15 protein-coding genes are annotated in these 14684 nt (G+C 50.8%); 1 reads left to right on the forward strand and 14 read right to left on the reverse strand.

What is annotated here, in order from left to right:
* The 4 genes from B157_RS34495 to B157_RS0105390 all read right to left on the reverse strand — a co-directional run.
* A partial coding sequence (locus B157_RS34495) for a hypothetical protein (RefSeq protein WP_026308703.1) occupies window positions 1–231 on the reverse strand: 231 nt, incomplete at its 3' end.
* Window positions 232–295: 64 nt separating this feature from the next.
* Window positions 296–517, reverse strand: a complete 222-nt coding sequence (locus B157_RS34500; RefSeq protein WP_020602348.1) for a DoxX family protein — start codon at window positions 515–517, stop codon at window positions 296–298.
* A gap of 12 nt (window positions 518–529) precedes the next feature.
* Window positions 530–988, reverse strand: a complete 459-nt coding sequence (locus tag B157_RS0105385) for an SRPBCC domain-containing protein (protein ID WP_020602349.1) — start codon at window positions 986–988, stop codon at window positions 530–532.
* A 6-nt stretch (window positions 989–994) separates the two neighbouring features.
* The gene (locus tag B157_RS0105390; RefSeq protein WP_020602350.1) at window positions 995–1318 is read right to left on the reverse strand and encodes an ArsR/SmtB family transcription factor; all 324 of its coding nucleotides are present in this window, start codon (window positions 1316–1318) and stop codon (window positions 995–997) included.
* A 312-nt stretch (window positions 1319–1630) separates the two neighbouring features.
* Between B157_RS0105390 and B157_RS0105395 the strand changes: the two genes are divergently transcribed.
* Window positions 1631–2188: a carboxymuconolactone decarboxylase family protein gene (locus B157_RS0105395; RefSeq protein WP_020602351.1), complete on the forward strand. Its 558-nt coding sequence runs from the start codon at window positions 1631–1633 to the stop codon at window positions 2186–2188.
* A 432-nt stretch (window positions 2189–2620) separates the two neighbouring features.
* Here B157_RS0105395 and B157_RS0105405 read toward each other — a convergent pair whose 3' ends face one another.
* The 10 genes from B157_RS0105405 to B157_RS34510 form a co-directional block, all read right to left on the reverse strand.
* Window positions 2621–3862 (reverse strand): DUF3179 domain-containing (seleno)protein, encoded by a 1242-nt coding sequence (locus B157_RS0105405; protein ID WP_020602352.1) that lies wholly within the window; start codon window positions 3860–3862, stop codon window positions 2621–2623.
* Entirely contained in the window at window positions 3859–4434 is a 576-nt protein-coding gene (locus B157_RS0105410; RefSeq protein ID WP_020602353.1) for a carboxymuconolactone decarboxylase family protein, read from the reverse strand. The genes B157_RS0105405 and B157_RS0105410 overlap by 4 nt, the downstream gene beginning before the upstream one ends.
* 139 nt (window positions 4435–4573) lie before the next feature.
* A complete protein-coding gene (locus B157_RS0105415; RefSeq protein ID WP_020602354.1) occupies window positions 4574–5128 on the reverse strand; it encodes a carboxymuconolactone decarboxylase family protein in 555 nt (184 codons plus the stop codon).
* Window positions 5129–5139: 11 nt separating this feature from the next.
* The gene (locus tag B157_RS0105420; protein ID WP_020602355.1) at window positions 5140–6369 is read right to left on the reverse strand and encodes an MFS transporter; all 1230 of its coding nucleotides are present in this window, start codon (window positions 6367–6369) and stop codon (window positions 5140–5142) included.
* A gap of 62 nt (window positions 6370–6431) precedes the next feature.
* Window positions 6432–9215, reverse strand: coding sequence for a TonB-dependent receptor (locus B157_RS0105425; RefSeq protein ID WP_020602356.1), 2784 nt, complete (start codon window positions 9213–9215; stop codon window positions 6432–6434).
* Window positions 9216–9442: 227 nt separating this feature from the next.
* Window positions 9443–9988 carry a hypothetical protein gene (locus B157_RS0105430; RefSeq protein WP_020602357.1) on the reverse strand — a complete coding sequence of 182 codons (546 nt, stop codon included), beginning with the start codon at window positions 9986–9988 and terminating at the stop codon, window positions 9443–9445.
* Window positions 9989–10425: 437 nt separating this feature from the next.
* Window positions 10426–11937, reverse strand: a complete 1512-nt coding sequence (locus tag B157_RS0105435; protein ID WP_020602358.1) for a glycosyltransferase family 39 protein — start codon at window positions 11935–11937, stop codon at window positions 10426–10428.
* Window positions 11938–12314: 377 nt separating this feature from the next.
* The gene (locus B157_RS0105440; protein ID WP_020602359.1) at window positions 12315–13439 is read right to left on the reverse strand and encodes a PDDEXK nuclease domain-containing protein; all 1125 of its coding nucleotides are present in this window, start codon (window positions 13437–13439) and stop codon (window positions 12315–12317) included.
* A 665-nt stretch (window positions 13440–14104) separates the two neighbouring features.
* The gene (locus B157_RS37095) at window positions 14105–14386 is read right to left on the reverse strand and encodes a hypothetical protein (protein WP_245565030.1); all 282 of its coding nucleotides are present in this window, start codon (window positions 14384–14386) and stop codon (window positions 14105–14107) included.
* Between the two features lie 119 nt (window positions 14387–14505).
* A partial coding sequence (locus tag B157_RS34510) for a transposase (RefSeq protein ID WP_020602361.1) occupies window positions 14506–14684 on the reverse strand: 179 nt, incomplete at its 5' end.

Below are 14684 nucleotides of genomic sequence, written 5' to 3' on the forward strand. Positions count from 1 at the left end.
ATCGTAGGATAAGCCATTTTTCAGCTGAAACAGGATGAAAAACAGGCAGTCCGGGTAAGTAGCTAGCTTGAGTTCTACCTCAATATTATCGGCTAACTCGTTGATGGAGAGTCCATGAATAAACTCATAGGATTCGCCAAAATGGTAAGCCAGCAAGTGAAACTGCTGACTGGTCAAGCCGGTAGTCGCTTTCCACTGGCGGTCATTACAAATATGTTGGTAGCTAAGCATGAATGAGTAACTTAGGTTCAAATCGGCGGGNTCCCTAAAAGACCCTAACTGACTGAAAGTCAACTTACACCAACTCTACTAAAGGAAACTTCGGAGCAAGCACCGCTACAACGCCCAGCAGCTTCCAGATGCCTAGTAGGGCCAGCAGATAGGCAGGAAAACCCAATTGCCTTATGTTTCTAATTTCTTGTTCCGTTGCTGATAACTGCACGATACCCGTGGACAGCATACCTAAGGCCAGCCAGCCGGTGGCAATCCAGTAAATGATTTTATTTTTTGTTGACATAGTTCATTCGGTTTAGCGGCTGAAATACGCCTGTAATCGGTTGTGGGCCATAGTCAACCCTTTTGCAAAGGGTAGCTGTACCATCTGGTCTCTGAGTGCGACCGATCGGTACACGATGTGCATACGAAGTTGGCTAGTATTGGCGGTCAGTTTGTCAAATTCTAGAAATTCAAGTTGAGCAGGAAAAGGTGAATTCTCCATTTCAAAGGTCCGGGTTATTTTCTGGTTTGAGCTAAACTCATGGATGACCCCATGGAAGCCATGTTTGTTTCCTTTGGAATCGGTCGTCTCAAAGTTCCAGCTACCATGCTTTTTATTCTCCAGTTTCAGCACTTTTGTTCCCATCCACTGCTCCACAATGTCGGGCGCTACATACGCTTTAAAGAGCAGCTCCACGGGCAGATCGAATTCCCGCGTAATGAGTAATTCCTGTTTGCCAGTTTCAGCATAAACCCTTGTTTTTAGCTCCATAGTAGTCTATTCGTTGAGTTGGTGTCGTTTCATGATCATTTCCAGTTTGTTAAACCGGTCATCCCATATCTTCCGGAAGGGCTCAATGAAATCAGCTATCTCTTTCATGTTTTGCGCATGTAAGTGATAATAAATTTCCCGGCCCTGTTGGGCCTGTTTTAGCAATTCACACTCGGTGAGAATGTGTAAGTGCTTTGACACAGTCGGTCTGGAGGTACCAAAGTTCGAAGCTATGGCACCGGCAGTCATGGCTTGAGAAGCTACCAACAACAGGATAGCCCTTCTGGTGGGGTCGGCGATGGCCTGGAATACGTTTCGTCTTAAATTCATTGCGTAGCTATTTGGCTACAATATATATGTAGCTATTTGACTACGCAAATTATGCGCCGATTTTTTAGCATTAATTAACGGATGAGCAAAACTCGTATGCTACGGATTAGAGTTGACAGGTAGTAAAAGCCACTGACTAACTCTAATGTGCATGATAAGTGACTTTGGTTCATTTTAACTTCCGATTCGGATTGGGACTCAATGCACAAAATTTCACTATCTGTCCAACTTAATCCGTCGCATACGTCATGCTCTCCTAGGTGAATAAATCGATATCTTTACCAGTACATTTATACCAATTTTTCGCGTCCTATGCCCCACATACCCCTCGAAGCTCACCTGCCGGGCATTACCGGCTTGCTCGAATACCGACCCGATTCGGCTGGTCCAATCCGCGAACTGACTCAGATCCTGTTACGCGGTGAATCTACGTTGACTGAAGGCGAACGCGAACTGATTGCCTCGCTGGTATCGCATCGCAACGAGTGCCGGTTTTGTACTACTGCCCATACGGCAGCAGCCAATATACTCCTCGGCGATACCGAAACCTGCGAACTGGTCAAGCAGGATTACGAGTCGGCTCCGGTCTCCGACAAGATAAAAGCTCTACTGCACATAGCGGCCTTAGTGCAGCAGAGCGGCCAGGATGTAAGTGCTGAAGCGGTATCGCTGGCTAAAGACGCCGGGGCTACCGACCGCGAAATTCACGACACCGTCCTGATTGCGGCTTTGTTCTGTCTATACAACAAATACGTCGATGGCACCGCCAGCGTAACTCCCACAGATCCGGCGTTTTACGCTAAACTCGGTGAGCGGATCACAACCAACGGGTATAACCGGTTACCCCAAGGCTATAATCACCTGAAGTAGGGGGACACTCACCCAGCGATATTGCGCCGTAAGCGAGCGATGTAAAGCGAACAACCCCAGCCCTCCTGACAGCGTCAGCGCGCAAAGCAACAGCTGAAGTGCCGAGGGCCGAATGACGAGGATAGCTCTGATGAACTGAACAAATAGAATCCCGTAGAGCAGCCGGGCGATCAGATGACGGGGAAACTTGGGATCACAATCGCCCCCAATGGCCCAAAAAAGAAGACAACCGGAATGCAGGCCAGCTATAATTCGAATGATTCCTGACTGAAGTCACCCAACACGCCAGCGTGCAGAAAAAAGCCCAGCAGGGTTTCGATAGTCATGATGATGAGACCAGACCAGCAACGCGAGTTTCCACTTATTCATTTTCATGCGGGAAGAAGTTTTGTAATTGCAATTTTCTGAATTACCGGATACTGCGAGTATTAGTTAGTGTGGCTGGCGTTGGCTAACGGGCCGCTCAGACACAGCGAGTGCCTGCTCGGTTTGAGGGTGAAACGACCGCCACGAATGCCAGAATTCCTGGTAGGCTTTTGGGATAAACGCGAGTTGATATCCTAGTAAGGGACCCGCCACGCAAGTCCCCCGCCAGGTCCAGACCGAACCGGTTTGCTGGTCGGTGAGTCGCCGATTGGTGCAGGTAAACGTGAGTGTTTTTTCGTCAACCCGTCGACTCCAGGCCCCGAAAGAAGCACTGTCGGGGGCCATCGTTAGCAGCACCGGCTCTGTGCCTACGTTGCCACTCAGAACGCGGCTGGTTTGCAACTGATTCCAGTCGAAGGCTTTGGCGGCTTCTCCCCACTCGATACCGACAACCCATGACTTAGGTTGCCAGGAAGCCGAATCGCGCCGGGTAAGCTTGCCTTTTGAAAGCCCCCTATCGTAGTTCTTCATGTGGTCGAACTCTTCGGTAAACGTGGGGTCGGCTTGTAGGACGCGGGTGTTGGGGTGCTCAACCACCCATTCGCCGAGGGTCATCTGGCGGGCTCCGAGTTCAGGGAGCTGCTGTCCACTCAGGGGACCTACCACCGCTTCGCCCGTAGCCTGCCGCCACCAGCTACCCGTGCGTTTATCCTCAAACATCGCATTGAAATGGTCCATGCCGACTAATCGAAAGTCATCGACTTTTCCGTCCGGTGCCGGACTGAACACCCGACCGGTCCGGCAAACGGTGCAGTAGGTCACCATGATGGATCGACCGCCTACCGTATCGCGTACCTGGTGGTGATACCCAATCAATTGAATAGGGTAGGCCGTTGCCTGCCCCGCCGACTCAAACCCGAGTACGAGTTTAGTGAGCGGAATTTTGTTCTGTTTCAGCGAGACTACCCGTTTATGAATGGGTTGCTGAAACATCTGGTCGGCCATCATCTCTCCGTTGATCATGTACAGCACAGCACTATAAAGCACAACCCCACCTGCTACAATCCAGCGCTCCCAGAGCCGGGCAGGTTTCGTGAGCAGCCGATAGGCCGCTAGCAGTAACAGCAGTATACCAGCCAACCGGAGCCAGGGCGTGTACTGATACAGCCAGTACGCCGTTTCCAGTCGATTCAGACTGGCCGCGTCGTCGAGCTGGCTGCCCGGAAAGGGCATGATAAAATAGACCCGGGCCGCTTCGAGCAAACTTAGCAACAAAACACCGGTTAGGAACCAATAGCGCGTTTTCATACGGGAGTCGGTATGAAGGCTGGAGTTGGGTTAGCCGCCGAATAACCGTGCTCGGCCACCAGGGCGGCCCGTTGCCGAAACATCGCCGGATCGTCGGGCATCCAGGTACCCAGTCCGTCCACGTAGCGGTTGAACATGCAAAAAGCCGCGGCAATCAGCACTGTGTCGTGGATTTCCTTATCCGTTACTCCCAGCGTTTTTGCCCGCTCGATCTGGTCGGTCGAGACATGTTTACCCCCCTTTTGAACGCTGCCCGCAATGGCCAGCAGGGCCTTCATATTCCCAGAGATGGGCGCGGTTTCGGGATTGTCTTTCACCTGCCGGACCAGATTCCAGTCGTCGTCGCCGAGGCAGTGGCTGGCAATGGCCCCGTGGATGGCCTGGCAGTACTGACAGTCGTTTTCTGAGGATACGTAGGTGGCAATCAGTTCGCGTTCACCCCGGCTGAGCGTATTGTCGGGTGACCAAAGCAGTTGATCGACCAGTAAATTGAGTGGCTTTGTGGTTTCGGGGCTGAATGCCATCGGCCCCCGAATACCGGGTAATCCTTCGGGTAACTGAATATGTGCCATCAGAAAATATGCCTGGTTTATTGCCTATATTTATCATCAGAAAAATGTCCTGCCCGCAGTACAGGCGGAGAATACGCTTAGTTAACCTATGATAAGTCGGCTGAATAGGGCGCCTTAACGGTCGTTCTTTTTTGTTTTTTTATAGCTGAGGAGCCGGGTTGGGCAACGCATACCCCTGCTGCGCCAGTCGTTCGCCCATTGGCTCATAAACGGCTGAATCGGTCGGCGAAAGGGTAGCCAGGCCATCAACGTAGCGATTGAACATACAGAACGTGGCTGCAATCAGGACCGTATCGTGAATATCCCGGTCGGTTGCTCCATGCTCCCGGGCGCGGGTAACATCGGCATCACTCACGGTTCGGGCATCGGTCTGCACCCGACCTGCAATGGTGAGCAAGGCCTTCATCTTATCGGAAACAGGAGCCGTTTCGTATTCATTCAGCACAAAGTCGACCACCTCGCGCTCGTCGCCGAAGAGCGCACGGGCGGCAGCCTCGTGGCTTTGCGTGCAGAAATTGCAGTGATTGCGGGCCGATACATAGGTCGCAATCAATTCGCGCTCGGCCGTGCTCAGAGGTGAGTCGCCACGCAGCAGCACCTGCGCCAGGTCATAAAGGGGTTTGCCCGTATCGGGACGGTACATAACAAGACTCCGGATACCGGGTACATCGTCAGGAAGTTGAATATGAGGCATTTTTATGTGTGTTAGGATTGATAGTCGATACCTGATGTCGTTCGGCGACTGAACCAGGTAGCCACAAAGGCCAGCGCGAACGTTAGCGAAAAGAAGAGCAGGGTATTTCCCAATCCGCCGAATACAGCAACCAGGGAACCCACGAAAAACACGCCCGTTGCCGTGAGCACACGCCCTACGTTGAAGCAGAAACCCGTTGCCGTTGCCCGGATTGCCACGGGAAACAGCAGCGGCACGAAACTCGACAGCGTTCCCTGACTAATACCAAAACAAAGCGCCAGCAAGGCCGTTTCGGCGTACACAACGGGGGAGAAAATCTGATTCGTATCAAACAGCAGCCAGCACCCCAGCAGACAACCGGCAAACGTGCTCAGTAGCGTTGGGCGCATGCCCAGCCGGTTGACCAGCAGGCCCGATACGGCCCCGCCGACAATACCTCCCAGCCCAAACAGCATCATAGTCAGGCCCCGAGCCTGCCGGGCGTCGGCTTCGTGGGTGAACAGGGTTTGTACCCACGAGGGTGTCCACGAAAAAATGGCCCACAAACCGACCAGCACCGCGCTGAAAATAAGACTGCCCTGCACAAGTGAGGTCCGGTATTGGGGTTGCCAGATCGACTGCGTACCGGTAATGCCCGTCCGGCGGGCCGTTTGCCAGTGGGTCGATTCGGGCAGCAGCGCAGCCATCAGCAGTGTCAGCGCAAGGGGTAGCAGCCCCAGATAAAATGCCTGCCGCCACTGCGTCACCAGCAGGTTCAGGCTACCGGCCAGCACGATACCCACCGGAAACGACATGGCCAGCAGGCCCAGCACGACCGGACGACCTTGCTCGGGCCAGATTTCGGACAGATAAATCGTCGTGACGACCAGCACCCCACCAACGCCCATACCGGCCATGAACCGGAACCCGGCCAGCATCGGCCAACTGGTCGCCCACACGCTGGCCAGGGTGAACAGGCCCACCAGTACCGTAGCCAGCGTGATGGCCCGCACCCGTCCCAGGCGGTCGGCCAGCAAACCGAAGCCCAGGCCGCCCAGCACCCAGCCGTAGATGAACGCGGCATTGAGCAGCGCCCCCGACGACGCATCAGCCCCGAATTCGGGGAGGATAACGGGCAGGAATACCGACAGTAGCGTCGAGACCGTTCCCCCAAGCAGATACGCCATAAAACAAAGCCCGAACGACCGCCAGTCGGCCCGACCAGTGCTACTTTCAGGTACCATAATCACTGTCTGTTCCATATCTATTTGTGTTTTGACCGATTGAGATAACACCGTTTACCATTATTCCAATTTGCTCGTTATCAACGCATCAGCTCATCAAACGTCAGTGTCAGGTAGTACAGGCCACCCACAGCCGGGGAGCCATACGCCTGCACTACATAATTGTTGGCCAGATTACTGGCTCCCAGTTTCACGACTGTTTTCACCGCAGGAACCCGGTAACTGACCTGCGCGTCGAGTAGTGAATAGGCCGAAATACGGCCCGGCTGGTTCTGGGTAAAGGTACTGTACCAGTCGAAGGCTTCCTGCCAGTGCCAGGCCAGACTGAAACCGACACGCTCCGTCAGCCGGTCGTTATTCAGCACAATATTGCTCTTGAAGCGGGGCGTGTTAAAGGCTGGAATGTTGTTTGGATTGGCATCTAGGATGTTGAACTGCGCCCAGGTCAGGTTAGCGTTCAGGCGGTAGCCCCGGCTCAAAAACATCGTGAGACCAGCGCTGGCTCCATCGGTCGACACGCGGTCGGCGGCATTGGTGTAGAGCTGAAATGCCTGCCGGTTGGTGGCCGACAGCACGTCGGTGGCTGCGGCCGGATTTACCGAGCCGTCGGAAAGTAACACCGGGCTGTTGGGCCGGATCACCACCTGATTGATCAGAAAGTTGCGGTACTGGCCGTGGTAATAACTCACATCAATCAGCAGCCGGTTGGCCAGCAGCCCCTTGTAGCCGACTTCGAACGACTGGGATTGTTCGGGCCGAATGTAGGCCACGTTCGACTTCACCAGCTTGTCTTTGTTTGCCGCCACGGCCTGTGGAAACGGCGTTCCCGCCCCTACAGCCTGCCCAAAAGCAGCTCCGAATGCCCCCACCGAAGCCGCCGTAAACGAGTTTTCGTAGGCATTCAGCCCCGCCGAATTATTGGGTGCTCCCCCCAGAATGATGATAGGACCGACGTTGAGTTTAATAAACTGGTCAGGCACGGTCGGGTTGCGAAAACCAGTCTGGTAGCTGGCCCGAAAATGGTGGGCCTCCCCGACCGAATAGACGGCTGATGCGCGGGGCGTGAAGTTACCGGCGAAGTTCTGGTTCTTGTCGTAGCGGCCGGACAGGGTCAGCTTCAGGCGGTCGTTCAGCAGGGTTTTAGCCGCCTGCACGAACGCGCCGTATTCATCGACCCGCACCTTGTTCACCTTATCGTCGAAGAGCGTGCCGTTGGTTTCCATGGCGTAGTGGCGCAGATTGCCCCCCACCTGAAGGCTGATTATCTTAACGATCGGGGCAAAATCATACAATCCTTCAAGGTGGTACAGCTTGCTCTGGCTCAATACGCCCGCTCCCTGTAGCCCTGCAATACCGATGTATTTATCTTTCTGCTGGTTGAACCCGGCTGAACCGGGCAGGTAACGGCCCTGATCGGCAAAGGCGCGGGCCGCGTCGTTATTTTGCGCCGTTACCCCATTGATCGTTCCATTATAAGCTGCGCCATAACGGGTGAACCAAGTGGCATCGGCCTGATCGGGCGTAACGAGGTTGCCGCTCAGATCCCGCACCCAGGTCCGGTTAATGAGCTGCCCCAGCGACCGGGTGTTATACGAGTGGTTCGAATTTTCAGCCGTGGAATATCCCCGAATAAAGAAGTTGGCACCCCGCAGTTCGAGCCGTTGTTGGGTAAGCCCAAAATCCTGGAGCATGAACCGGCTGCTACCCGTGTAGTTCGCCGTTCCCTGACTATAGTTCAGCGCGTAGATGGCTTCCATATTCTTGGTGATACGGTAATGCACCGCTCCGTTTAATTTCAGGCTGTAGACGTCGTAATTGGTCAGGTCCCGTTCGGCATAGCCCGTGCGGGAAACGCGCCCGATGCCGGACAGGGTCTGGGCCACCTCGTCGCCGTAGATATTCAGCGCGTCGCGGCCGGGGTTAACCGCCCCCCGTTTGTCGGTAACCGTATTGGGGTCGATGTCCGTATAATCGGCTGCGTACCAGTCGTTGCCTTTCAGGTACGACGCGTTGAGTTTGAACGCGAACCGATTACCAATCGCTTTGGCGTAGCGCAGGGACGTTTCGGTGAATGGTTTGATCCCGTCACCCCTTGGATCGGCTACATGGTTGATACCCGTTTTCTGCTGCACACTCAGGCCGGGGTAGTCGAAAGGGCTTTTCGTACGGGTATACAGCAGTCCGTTGAAGGCCACTGGGCCGTAGAGTGCCGACGCGGATCCCGGAATCAACTCGGCCGATTCGACATCCAGATCGGAAACGCCGAACAGATTCCCCACGGCAAAACCAAGGCCCGGCGACTGGTTATCGACCCCATCGACGAGTTGCAGAAACCGGCTGTTACCCGTTGAATTGAAACCCCGCGTGTTGATTTGCCGGTAAGTCAGGCCGCTGGTGACCATATCGACCCCTTTCACGTTGTTGAGGGCCTCAAAGTAGTTGGCCGACGGCGACTGCCGGATGGCGCGGGCATCGAGTTTTTCGATACTGACGGGTGAACGCAACAGGCTTTCCTCCACGCGCGATGCAGCTACAACGACCTGATCGAGGAGTTCCGACGAGGGAGTGAGCGCTACCCGTACCGGCTGTCCGTCAACGGAAGTAATTTCCTTTCGACCATAACCAACCATCGACACCAGCAGGATACGGCTGGCTGTTGGTACCGTAATGAGCGTGAACTGGCCTGCTTCGTCGGTGACCGTCCCCAGCACCGTCCCTTTGAGCCTGACAGAGGCTCCCCCGAGTGGCTTACCCGTCTGGGCATCGGTAACGAAGCCGGTAATGGCGCGATTTTGGGCCTTACTAACCGGGAGAACACCCAGCAGACAGGCCAGAAAAAATAAAGATGTATAAACTGATTTCATAGATCACAGCATGAATGGTACGACTAATCCTGCACGAGTTTTTGGATCGCGGATTCATTGTACAGTCGAATTAATTGCCTGAAAACACGAGCACAGCCACGCGCCAAATGGAGCGGTGATCAGCCGGTGGTCAGCGAAAAGAAGAGAATAGGAAATAAACAGCCGCAGGCATACGGTCCTGACGATCGCCTTTCGGCAACGATGGCGTACGTACTGGTTACCAGCGGTTAGGCAACCTGATTGGGCGGGGGAGAATGAATGGGCGCAGAGCGCGTTGCATAAACAACGGGTGTCTGCGGAATCCGAACCGATTCGCGCCAGGGTCGTTGGTCAAAAATAAATACAGTATGGCTGTTGGGCGAGTACTCTTTAAGCAGGAATTTCAGCAGTTGGTTCGCATTGTGACTGGTATCGGACGTATTGAGGTGATCGTTCAGAAAAGCCAGCAGATCGTCGGACCAGAATTGGCGACTGCGGGTTTCCAGCCCGGCAATGTGCAGCGTATCGTTAGTAACCTCCAGACTAACGACGCTGTAATAGTGACCCCGGTAGCGAAACCCGTCTTCGGTGGTGCGGGCCATTTCATTACCATCAGCCGGGTTATCAAGCGGAATCCGGAACTCCACAATGCTATCGACCGATCGGTAGACCTGCAAGCGTTCCGAGAGATCTCCTTCGGCCTGCCACCACCCGATACCCCACACCAAGACACTAGCCAGAGTGTGGCAGAGGATAAGGACGAATAAACCAAAGGTGACCAGCTTGTTTAGCATGTGCAATGCGTATATGGGCAAAGAATAAGACCAACTGTAATTATTTTTTGTTAAAATAAAACTAAATACTGAAATTATCTACGTTACCCAATGACCAAACGGCATTTAATCTCTGAAATTAACTTTTGCTAGATAATTCTACCGACCATAAATTAGTGATTATTGAAGTACAATATTAGGTGACTTCATTTGGCAAGTAACTAGATCGAAACTACCTCGTAAGGCTTCCGGTGAATGCTTCGTAGCATTTTCCTTACGTAATATTTATGTTTATTTCAATACCCCCTCCCTCCTACTCCAACCGACTACTATCGTCCAATTAAAAGCCAGTTATTTCTATTTATTGGACTCGTACTCTGCTACCAGTCAATCATTTTTCGGTATCGGCCGCCATTCAAAGTCATTCGCGAAAACGTCCGAATCCTTTTCAGATAAGACTACCACCGTTCTTGTTTAATCTCGTTGGCTAGCCGTCGATTGATATCCACTTTAGCATATTCAAAGACAAAAATGGTTGTCCCCTGCTCCCGGGCAAAAGAACTCCTAACCGAGTCTGTAACAAAGCCTTTGACAAAGAGGGGGCCAGTCTCTTTCAGTTCATCGGCCACTGCTCCGGCCGTTTTGATCCGGATGAGATGGCTATATGGTTTGTCCAAATCAAACCAGTTGATATAGTCCGCATTAAAGGTAACAGCACGGATGTCTTGACGTGTGTAATAATTAATGGCGCCTGCCTGTCCATAATTGTCACATAGGACCAGCGTTTTTTCTGGATCCGGAGAACGGCCATAAGCGGCATCCACTTTGGCTGCTAATTCACGCCAGCCTAGCATATCCGCGAAATCCTGGGGTAACTGATGATCCTGGCCGTCTTCCCAACGTAAGAGTCCCAGTTTTTTATACCGTTCAGGATGCTGGGCGATTTCCAGCGGTGTTTTATTAGGAAAAGCTACTTGATACAGCGGAATAAAAAACAGAACCGGAATCACCATCAACGTGGCTCGTATCCATACTGCTGATTGGAGTTTAACAGAAATAAAAACAGCGCCAAACGCAATGTAAACCGGATAAATCCCGATAGCGTAGTAGCCTTTGGCTTTTAAAATAGTAAAGGTCGTTAGGGTAAATAGGAGGGCGAAAAAGAAAGATCGGTAGGCTAAGAATGGCTTATAAAATAGCAGTCCATATAATCCAGCGATGATCACTACCCAGGAGCCCACAAAAAACAGGATTTGTTCTTTTAAGAAGTCTACCCGGTTCACGTTAGCCAACTGAGTTTGAACCAGTAGCCTCATGTGGTGAATGACGGGAAAGCCATGTTGATATTGCCAAATCAGATTGGGCATTACCAGCAAAAGGCTTACCCCCAAAGCTAGATAAACGTGCCGGTTGAGCAGTAAACGGCGCTGCTGGGTCAGTAGTAATGCAGGAAATAGCCCAATCAAGAGAAAAACAATATTGTATTTATTCAGAAAGCCCACCGCAAAGACAGCGGCAAAAACGTAGAGCCATCGATTGTCTTTGGAATTGATGTACTTAATCAAGACAAAATACAGGCTAGTCCAGCACAATATGTCAAGGGAGTTGGGCTGAAAAAGCTGGTTTATCCTTAACAAAACGGAAAAAAGAAGACCTGTGGCCGCTAGTACACAGGCAAATAGGTTTCCTTTTAACTCCTCCACCGTTTTCCAAACGATCAGAATCGTCAATGCCCCAAAAAAGGCCGGAACGAATCGGACTGCCCAAGCCGAGTTACCAAGCCACCTAATGATCAGGGCGAACCAGGCAGTGACAGGCGGCACCGATAAGTACCCCCAGTCGAGATGGTTTGCCTGATCTAGGTGCAGAAATTCATCCCGATGTAAATCATAGTCGGGAAGAAGTAGAACATATTGCAGCAGGAATTTCAAGGTCACCAAGCCAACGAGTATGGCCGATCTTTTTGTCATTGGCTAAAGGCTAAAATTGGCCCCAAAATTAAGTCATCTTTTTTAAGAATGGGGGGTTAGCCTTATACTGAAACCATTGGCCATCGCACGCGACGGATTGGTGTTGCCATTTATTACCAGCAATAACTCTTCGCTCCTTCCCCCATAGGATCTGTTCATTTATAGGTCAGAATAAATTCAGCACAAGACGCCCGCTTTGTCTCACCACACAATCATTCTGCTGATTATTATTTATTCCGACTATATGAATCGGTAACGTAAAATGAGAGCTGTATCTGTTTTGCTTCTAGGGCCGACACGGTTAAAAAAACGTTTCCATGAAGGTTTATGGATAGTCTACCGATTTCCCATTTCCATCGATATAGTATGAGCGTCAGTTATTCCAGGCCTTCACCTTCGTTTTTTAACTCCTGCTCAAGATCTTCGATGGAAGGTAGCTGCGATTGCAATTCCTCAGGTACCGCTCTGGTTAATTGATAATCGGCTACACTTAAGGGATTGGTTATGCCAGCCAGAGCATACTCCGCCAATGCCTGGTTTTTGCCTTTGCATAATAGTAAACCAATCGTTGGATTATCCTCTTTGGTACGAAGATAGTCGTTGACCACATTCACATAGAAATTAATCTGGCCAGCGTCCCCCGGTTCAAAGTCTCTGGCTTTTAATTCGATGACTACGTAGCAACGCAATCGAATATGATAGAATAGTAAATCGATGTAGTACTCCCCATCCCCTACTTTCAAAGGATACTGGCGACCCACAAAGGCAAAGCCCTGTCCCAACTCCAGCAGAAACTTACTCACATGCTGAACTAACTGGCTTTCCACGTCGCGCTCTTTGGCTTTGGCAGTGGCTACCACAAAGTCGAATACATAAGGATCTTTCAATAGTTGTCTTGCCAGATCAGACTGAGGTTTAGCCATTGTATGTTCAAAGTTGGTCAGTTTGGGTGTTCTTACTTGGCGTTTGTACAAATCCATCTCAATTTGATGGCGCAATACGTTTCGTCCCCAACTTCCTGTTAACGTCTGTTCGATATACCAAATTCGTTGTCCTGGGTCTTTAACTTTATCTAGCAGGATAATGTGGTGTGACCAGGTGATTTTGGACAATACTGAGCGCAAGAACAGTTGCTCAAAGTTTTCTGCATTGTCTAAAATGGGGGCTACATCGATGGCCTCCTGAGCTGATTCAGGTAATTTTGCAACACCCTGTTGCAAAATTAAGGGCAGATTAGCCATCACAAATTTCTTCATGTAGCCCAGGTTACGGGTTGAAAAGCCCTCAGCCCCCGGAAACGCCTCGCGAATGTCAGCCGAAAGGCGATCAATTATTTTGGCTCCCCAGCCTTGCTGCTGTTGAAAAAACAGGATTAAACTACCCACCTGCCAATAAGACAGTAAGAGTTGTTGGTTAGCGGATGTAGCTACTTTAACTTGAGCCTGTTGAATCTGTTGTTTAACCCGTTGAAGTAGGTCTGGGTATTGGTTAAACTCTTCCATTACGAAATTTAGCGATGATCAGGCTGCTAATATGACTAGATAGAGATCAGCGCGACCCTTACGAAAATTACCACCCCTAAGAGAACACACTCTGAATTAAGGTATAGGCCTGCTAGAAATGGTATCCTATTTTGTCAGGACAGTCGGATCTTAGGCAAGTATAAACAAAGGTAATAGTTGAAGTTCATCTTAAGAGCTCCTTTTATTAATGTTGCCTTCTTCAATTTGTTGCGTCAATAGCCAGATAATCAACTTGTTTTAAGACGTAACCTATATTGGCTTATTTGTATAAACTAGTTCATTTGCAATCGTTCACAAAAAGGCCAATTGCCATCATTAACTGAACTTGTCGTAATCAGCGACTAAAACCGTTCAATTAAACCTCCGATTCAAACTGGGAACGGCCAAGATGTGAATGGGTAATGAAAAGAAGTCTCTTGTCCCCTTTCCTACCGACTGTACCGAAACAACCACCCCTCAAAAAAGCCGCGCTCAGATTCGATGAGCGCGGCTTTTTTGTTGAATTTATGGTGACCGAATCACTGTTCCAAACACCGATAACTGGTAGCTTTTCGTAGTGGTATTAACCTGCTGAAAGTAAATTGAGTACTGGTTTTTACGATACACGTTGAAGAGCGACACTGACCAATTTCTGTACCTGTTGACTACCGTCCGTTAGTCACTTTGCGGAGCTGATAAAACAGTTTTTCCAGCAGGCGGATATCGTCGGTAATAATGTCGGCGGAAGCACTCATGCCGGTTCGGTAAGCCAGTGATTTTCCATACGTGGTTTTTAGCCCTGCTGGTAGTTGAACGCGGGCCAGAAACACACTATCGTTTAGGGGTATATCGGCAATCTTGGGGTAGTTCTGCCAAAAGGTACATAATTCGTCGTTTGAGCTACCCCTGCTATTTAATGACTTGATTCTATTTACTTTATGGCTCAAATAGTTGGTATCACAAAGTCAAACTAAACGACTATGGACTGGAAGTCCATAGGTTTAAGAACGAATGGAATTCGTCTGGTTCGGTTGAAACCGACTGAAAGTATACCACTTTAAGTGGGCTACTCCAGAATAAAATTCTCATCCCCATTGGGATGCTCCTTGTGATGATCCAAGTACGCTTGTAGCAACTCGTCAGTAATACTACCCACGCTCCAAGCACCGTAACCAACACCCCAGAAATGACCGCCCCAATACCGACGCTTCAATTCAGGAAACTCTTGCAAAAGCAACTTCGCAC

This window comes from Spirosoma spitsbergense DSM 19989 (genome assembly GCF_000374085.1).
In the GTDB taxonomy this organism is placed as follows: Bacteria; Bacteroidota; Bacteroidia; order Cytophagales; family Spirosomataceae; genus Spirosoma; species Spirosoma spitsbergense.

Coding starts and splice junctions, on each gene's coding strand:
- B157_RS0105385 (WP_020602349.1), bottom strand. CDS start 988: ATGGAGCTAAAAACAAGGGTTTATGCTGAAACTGGCAAACAGGAATTA.
- B157_RS0105430 (WP_020602357.1), bottom strand. CDS start 9,988: ATGCTAAACAAGCTGGTCACCTTTGGTTTATTCGTCCTTATCCTCTGC.
- B157_RS0105405 (WP_020602352.1), bottom strand. CDS start 3,862: ATGAAAACGCGCTATTGGTTCCTAACCGGTGTTTTGTTGCTAAGTTTG.
- B157_RS0105415 (WP_020602354.1), bottom strand. CDS start 5,128: ATGCCTCATATTCAACTTCCTGACGATGTACCCGGTATCCGGAGTCTT.
- B157_RS0105410 (WP_020602353.1), bottom strand. CDS start 4,434: ATGGCACATATTCAGTTACCCGAAGGATTACCCGGTATTCGGGGGCCG.
- B157_RS0105395 (WP_020602351.1), top strand. CDS start 1,631: ATGCCCCACATACCCCTCGAAGCTCACCTGCCGGGCATTACCGGCTTG.
- B157_RS0105435 (WP_020602358.1), bottom strand. CDS start 11,937: ATGACAAAAAGATCGGCCATACTCGTTGGCTTGGTGACCTTGAAATTC.
- B157_RS0105425 (WP_020602356.1), bottom strand. CDS start 9,215: ATGAAATCAGTTTATACATCTTTATTTTTTCTGGCCTGTCTGCTGGGT.
- B157_RS0105390 (WP_020602350.1), bottom strand. CDS start 1,318: ATGAATTTAAGACGAAACGTATTCCAGGCCATCGCCGACCCCACCAGA.
- B157_RS0105440 (WP_020602359.1), bottom strand. CDS start 13,439: ATGGAAGAGTTTAACCAATACCCAGACCTACTTCAACGGGTTAAACAA.
- B157_RS0105420 (WP_020602355.1), bottom strand. CDS start 6,369: ATGGAACAGACAGTGATTATGGTACCTGAAAGTAGCACTGGTCGGGCC.
- B157_RS34500 (WP_020602348.1), bottom strand. CDS start 517: ATGTCAACAAAAAATAAAATCATTTACTGGATTGCCACCGGCTGGCTG.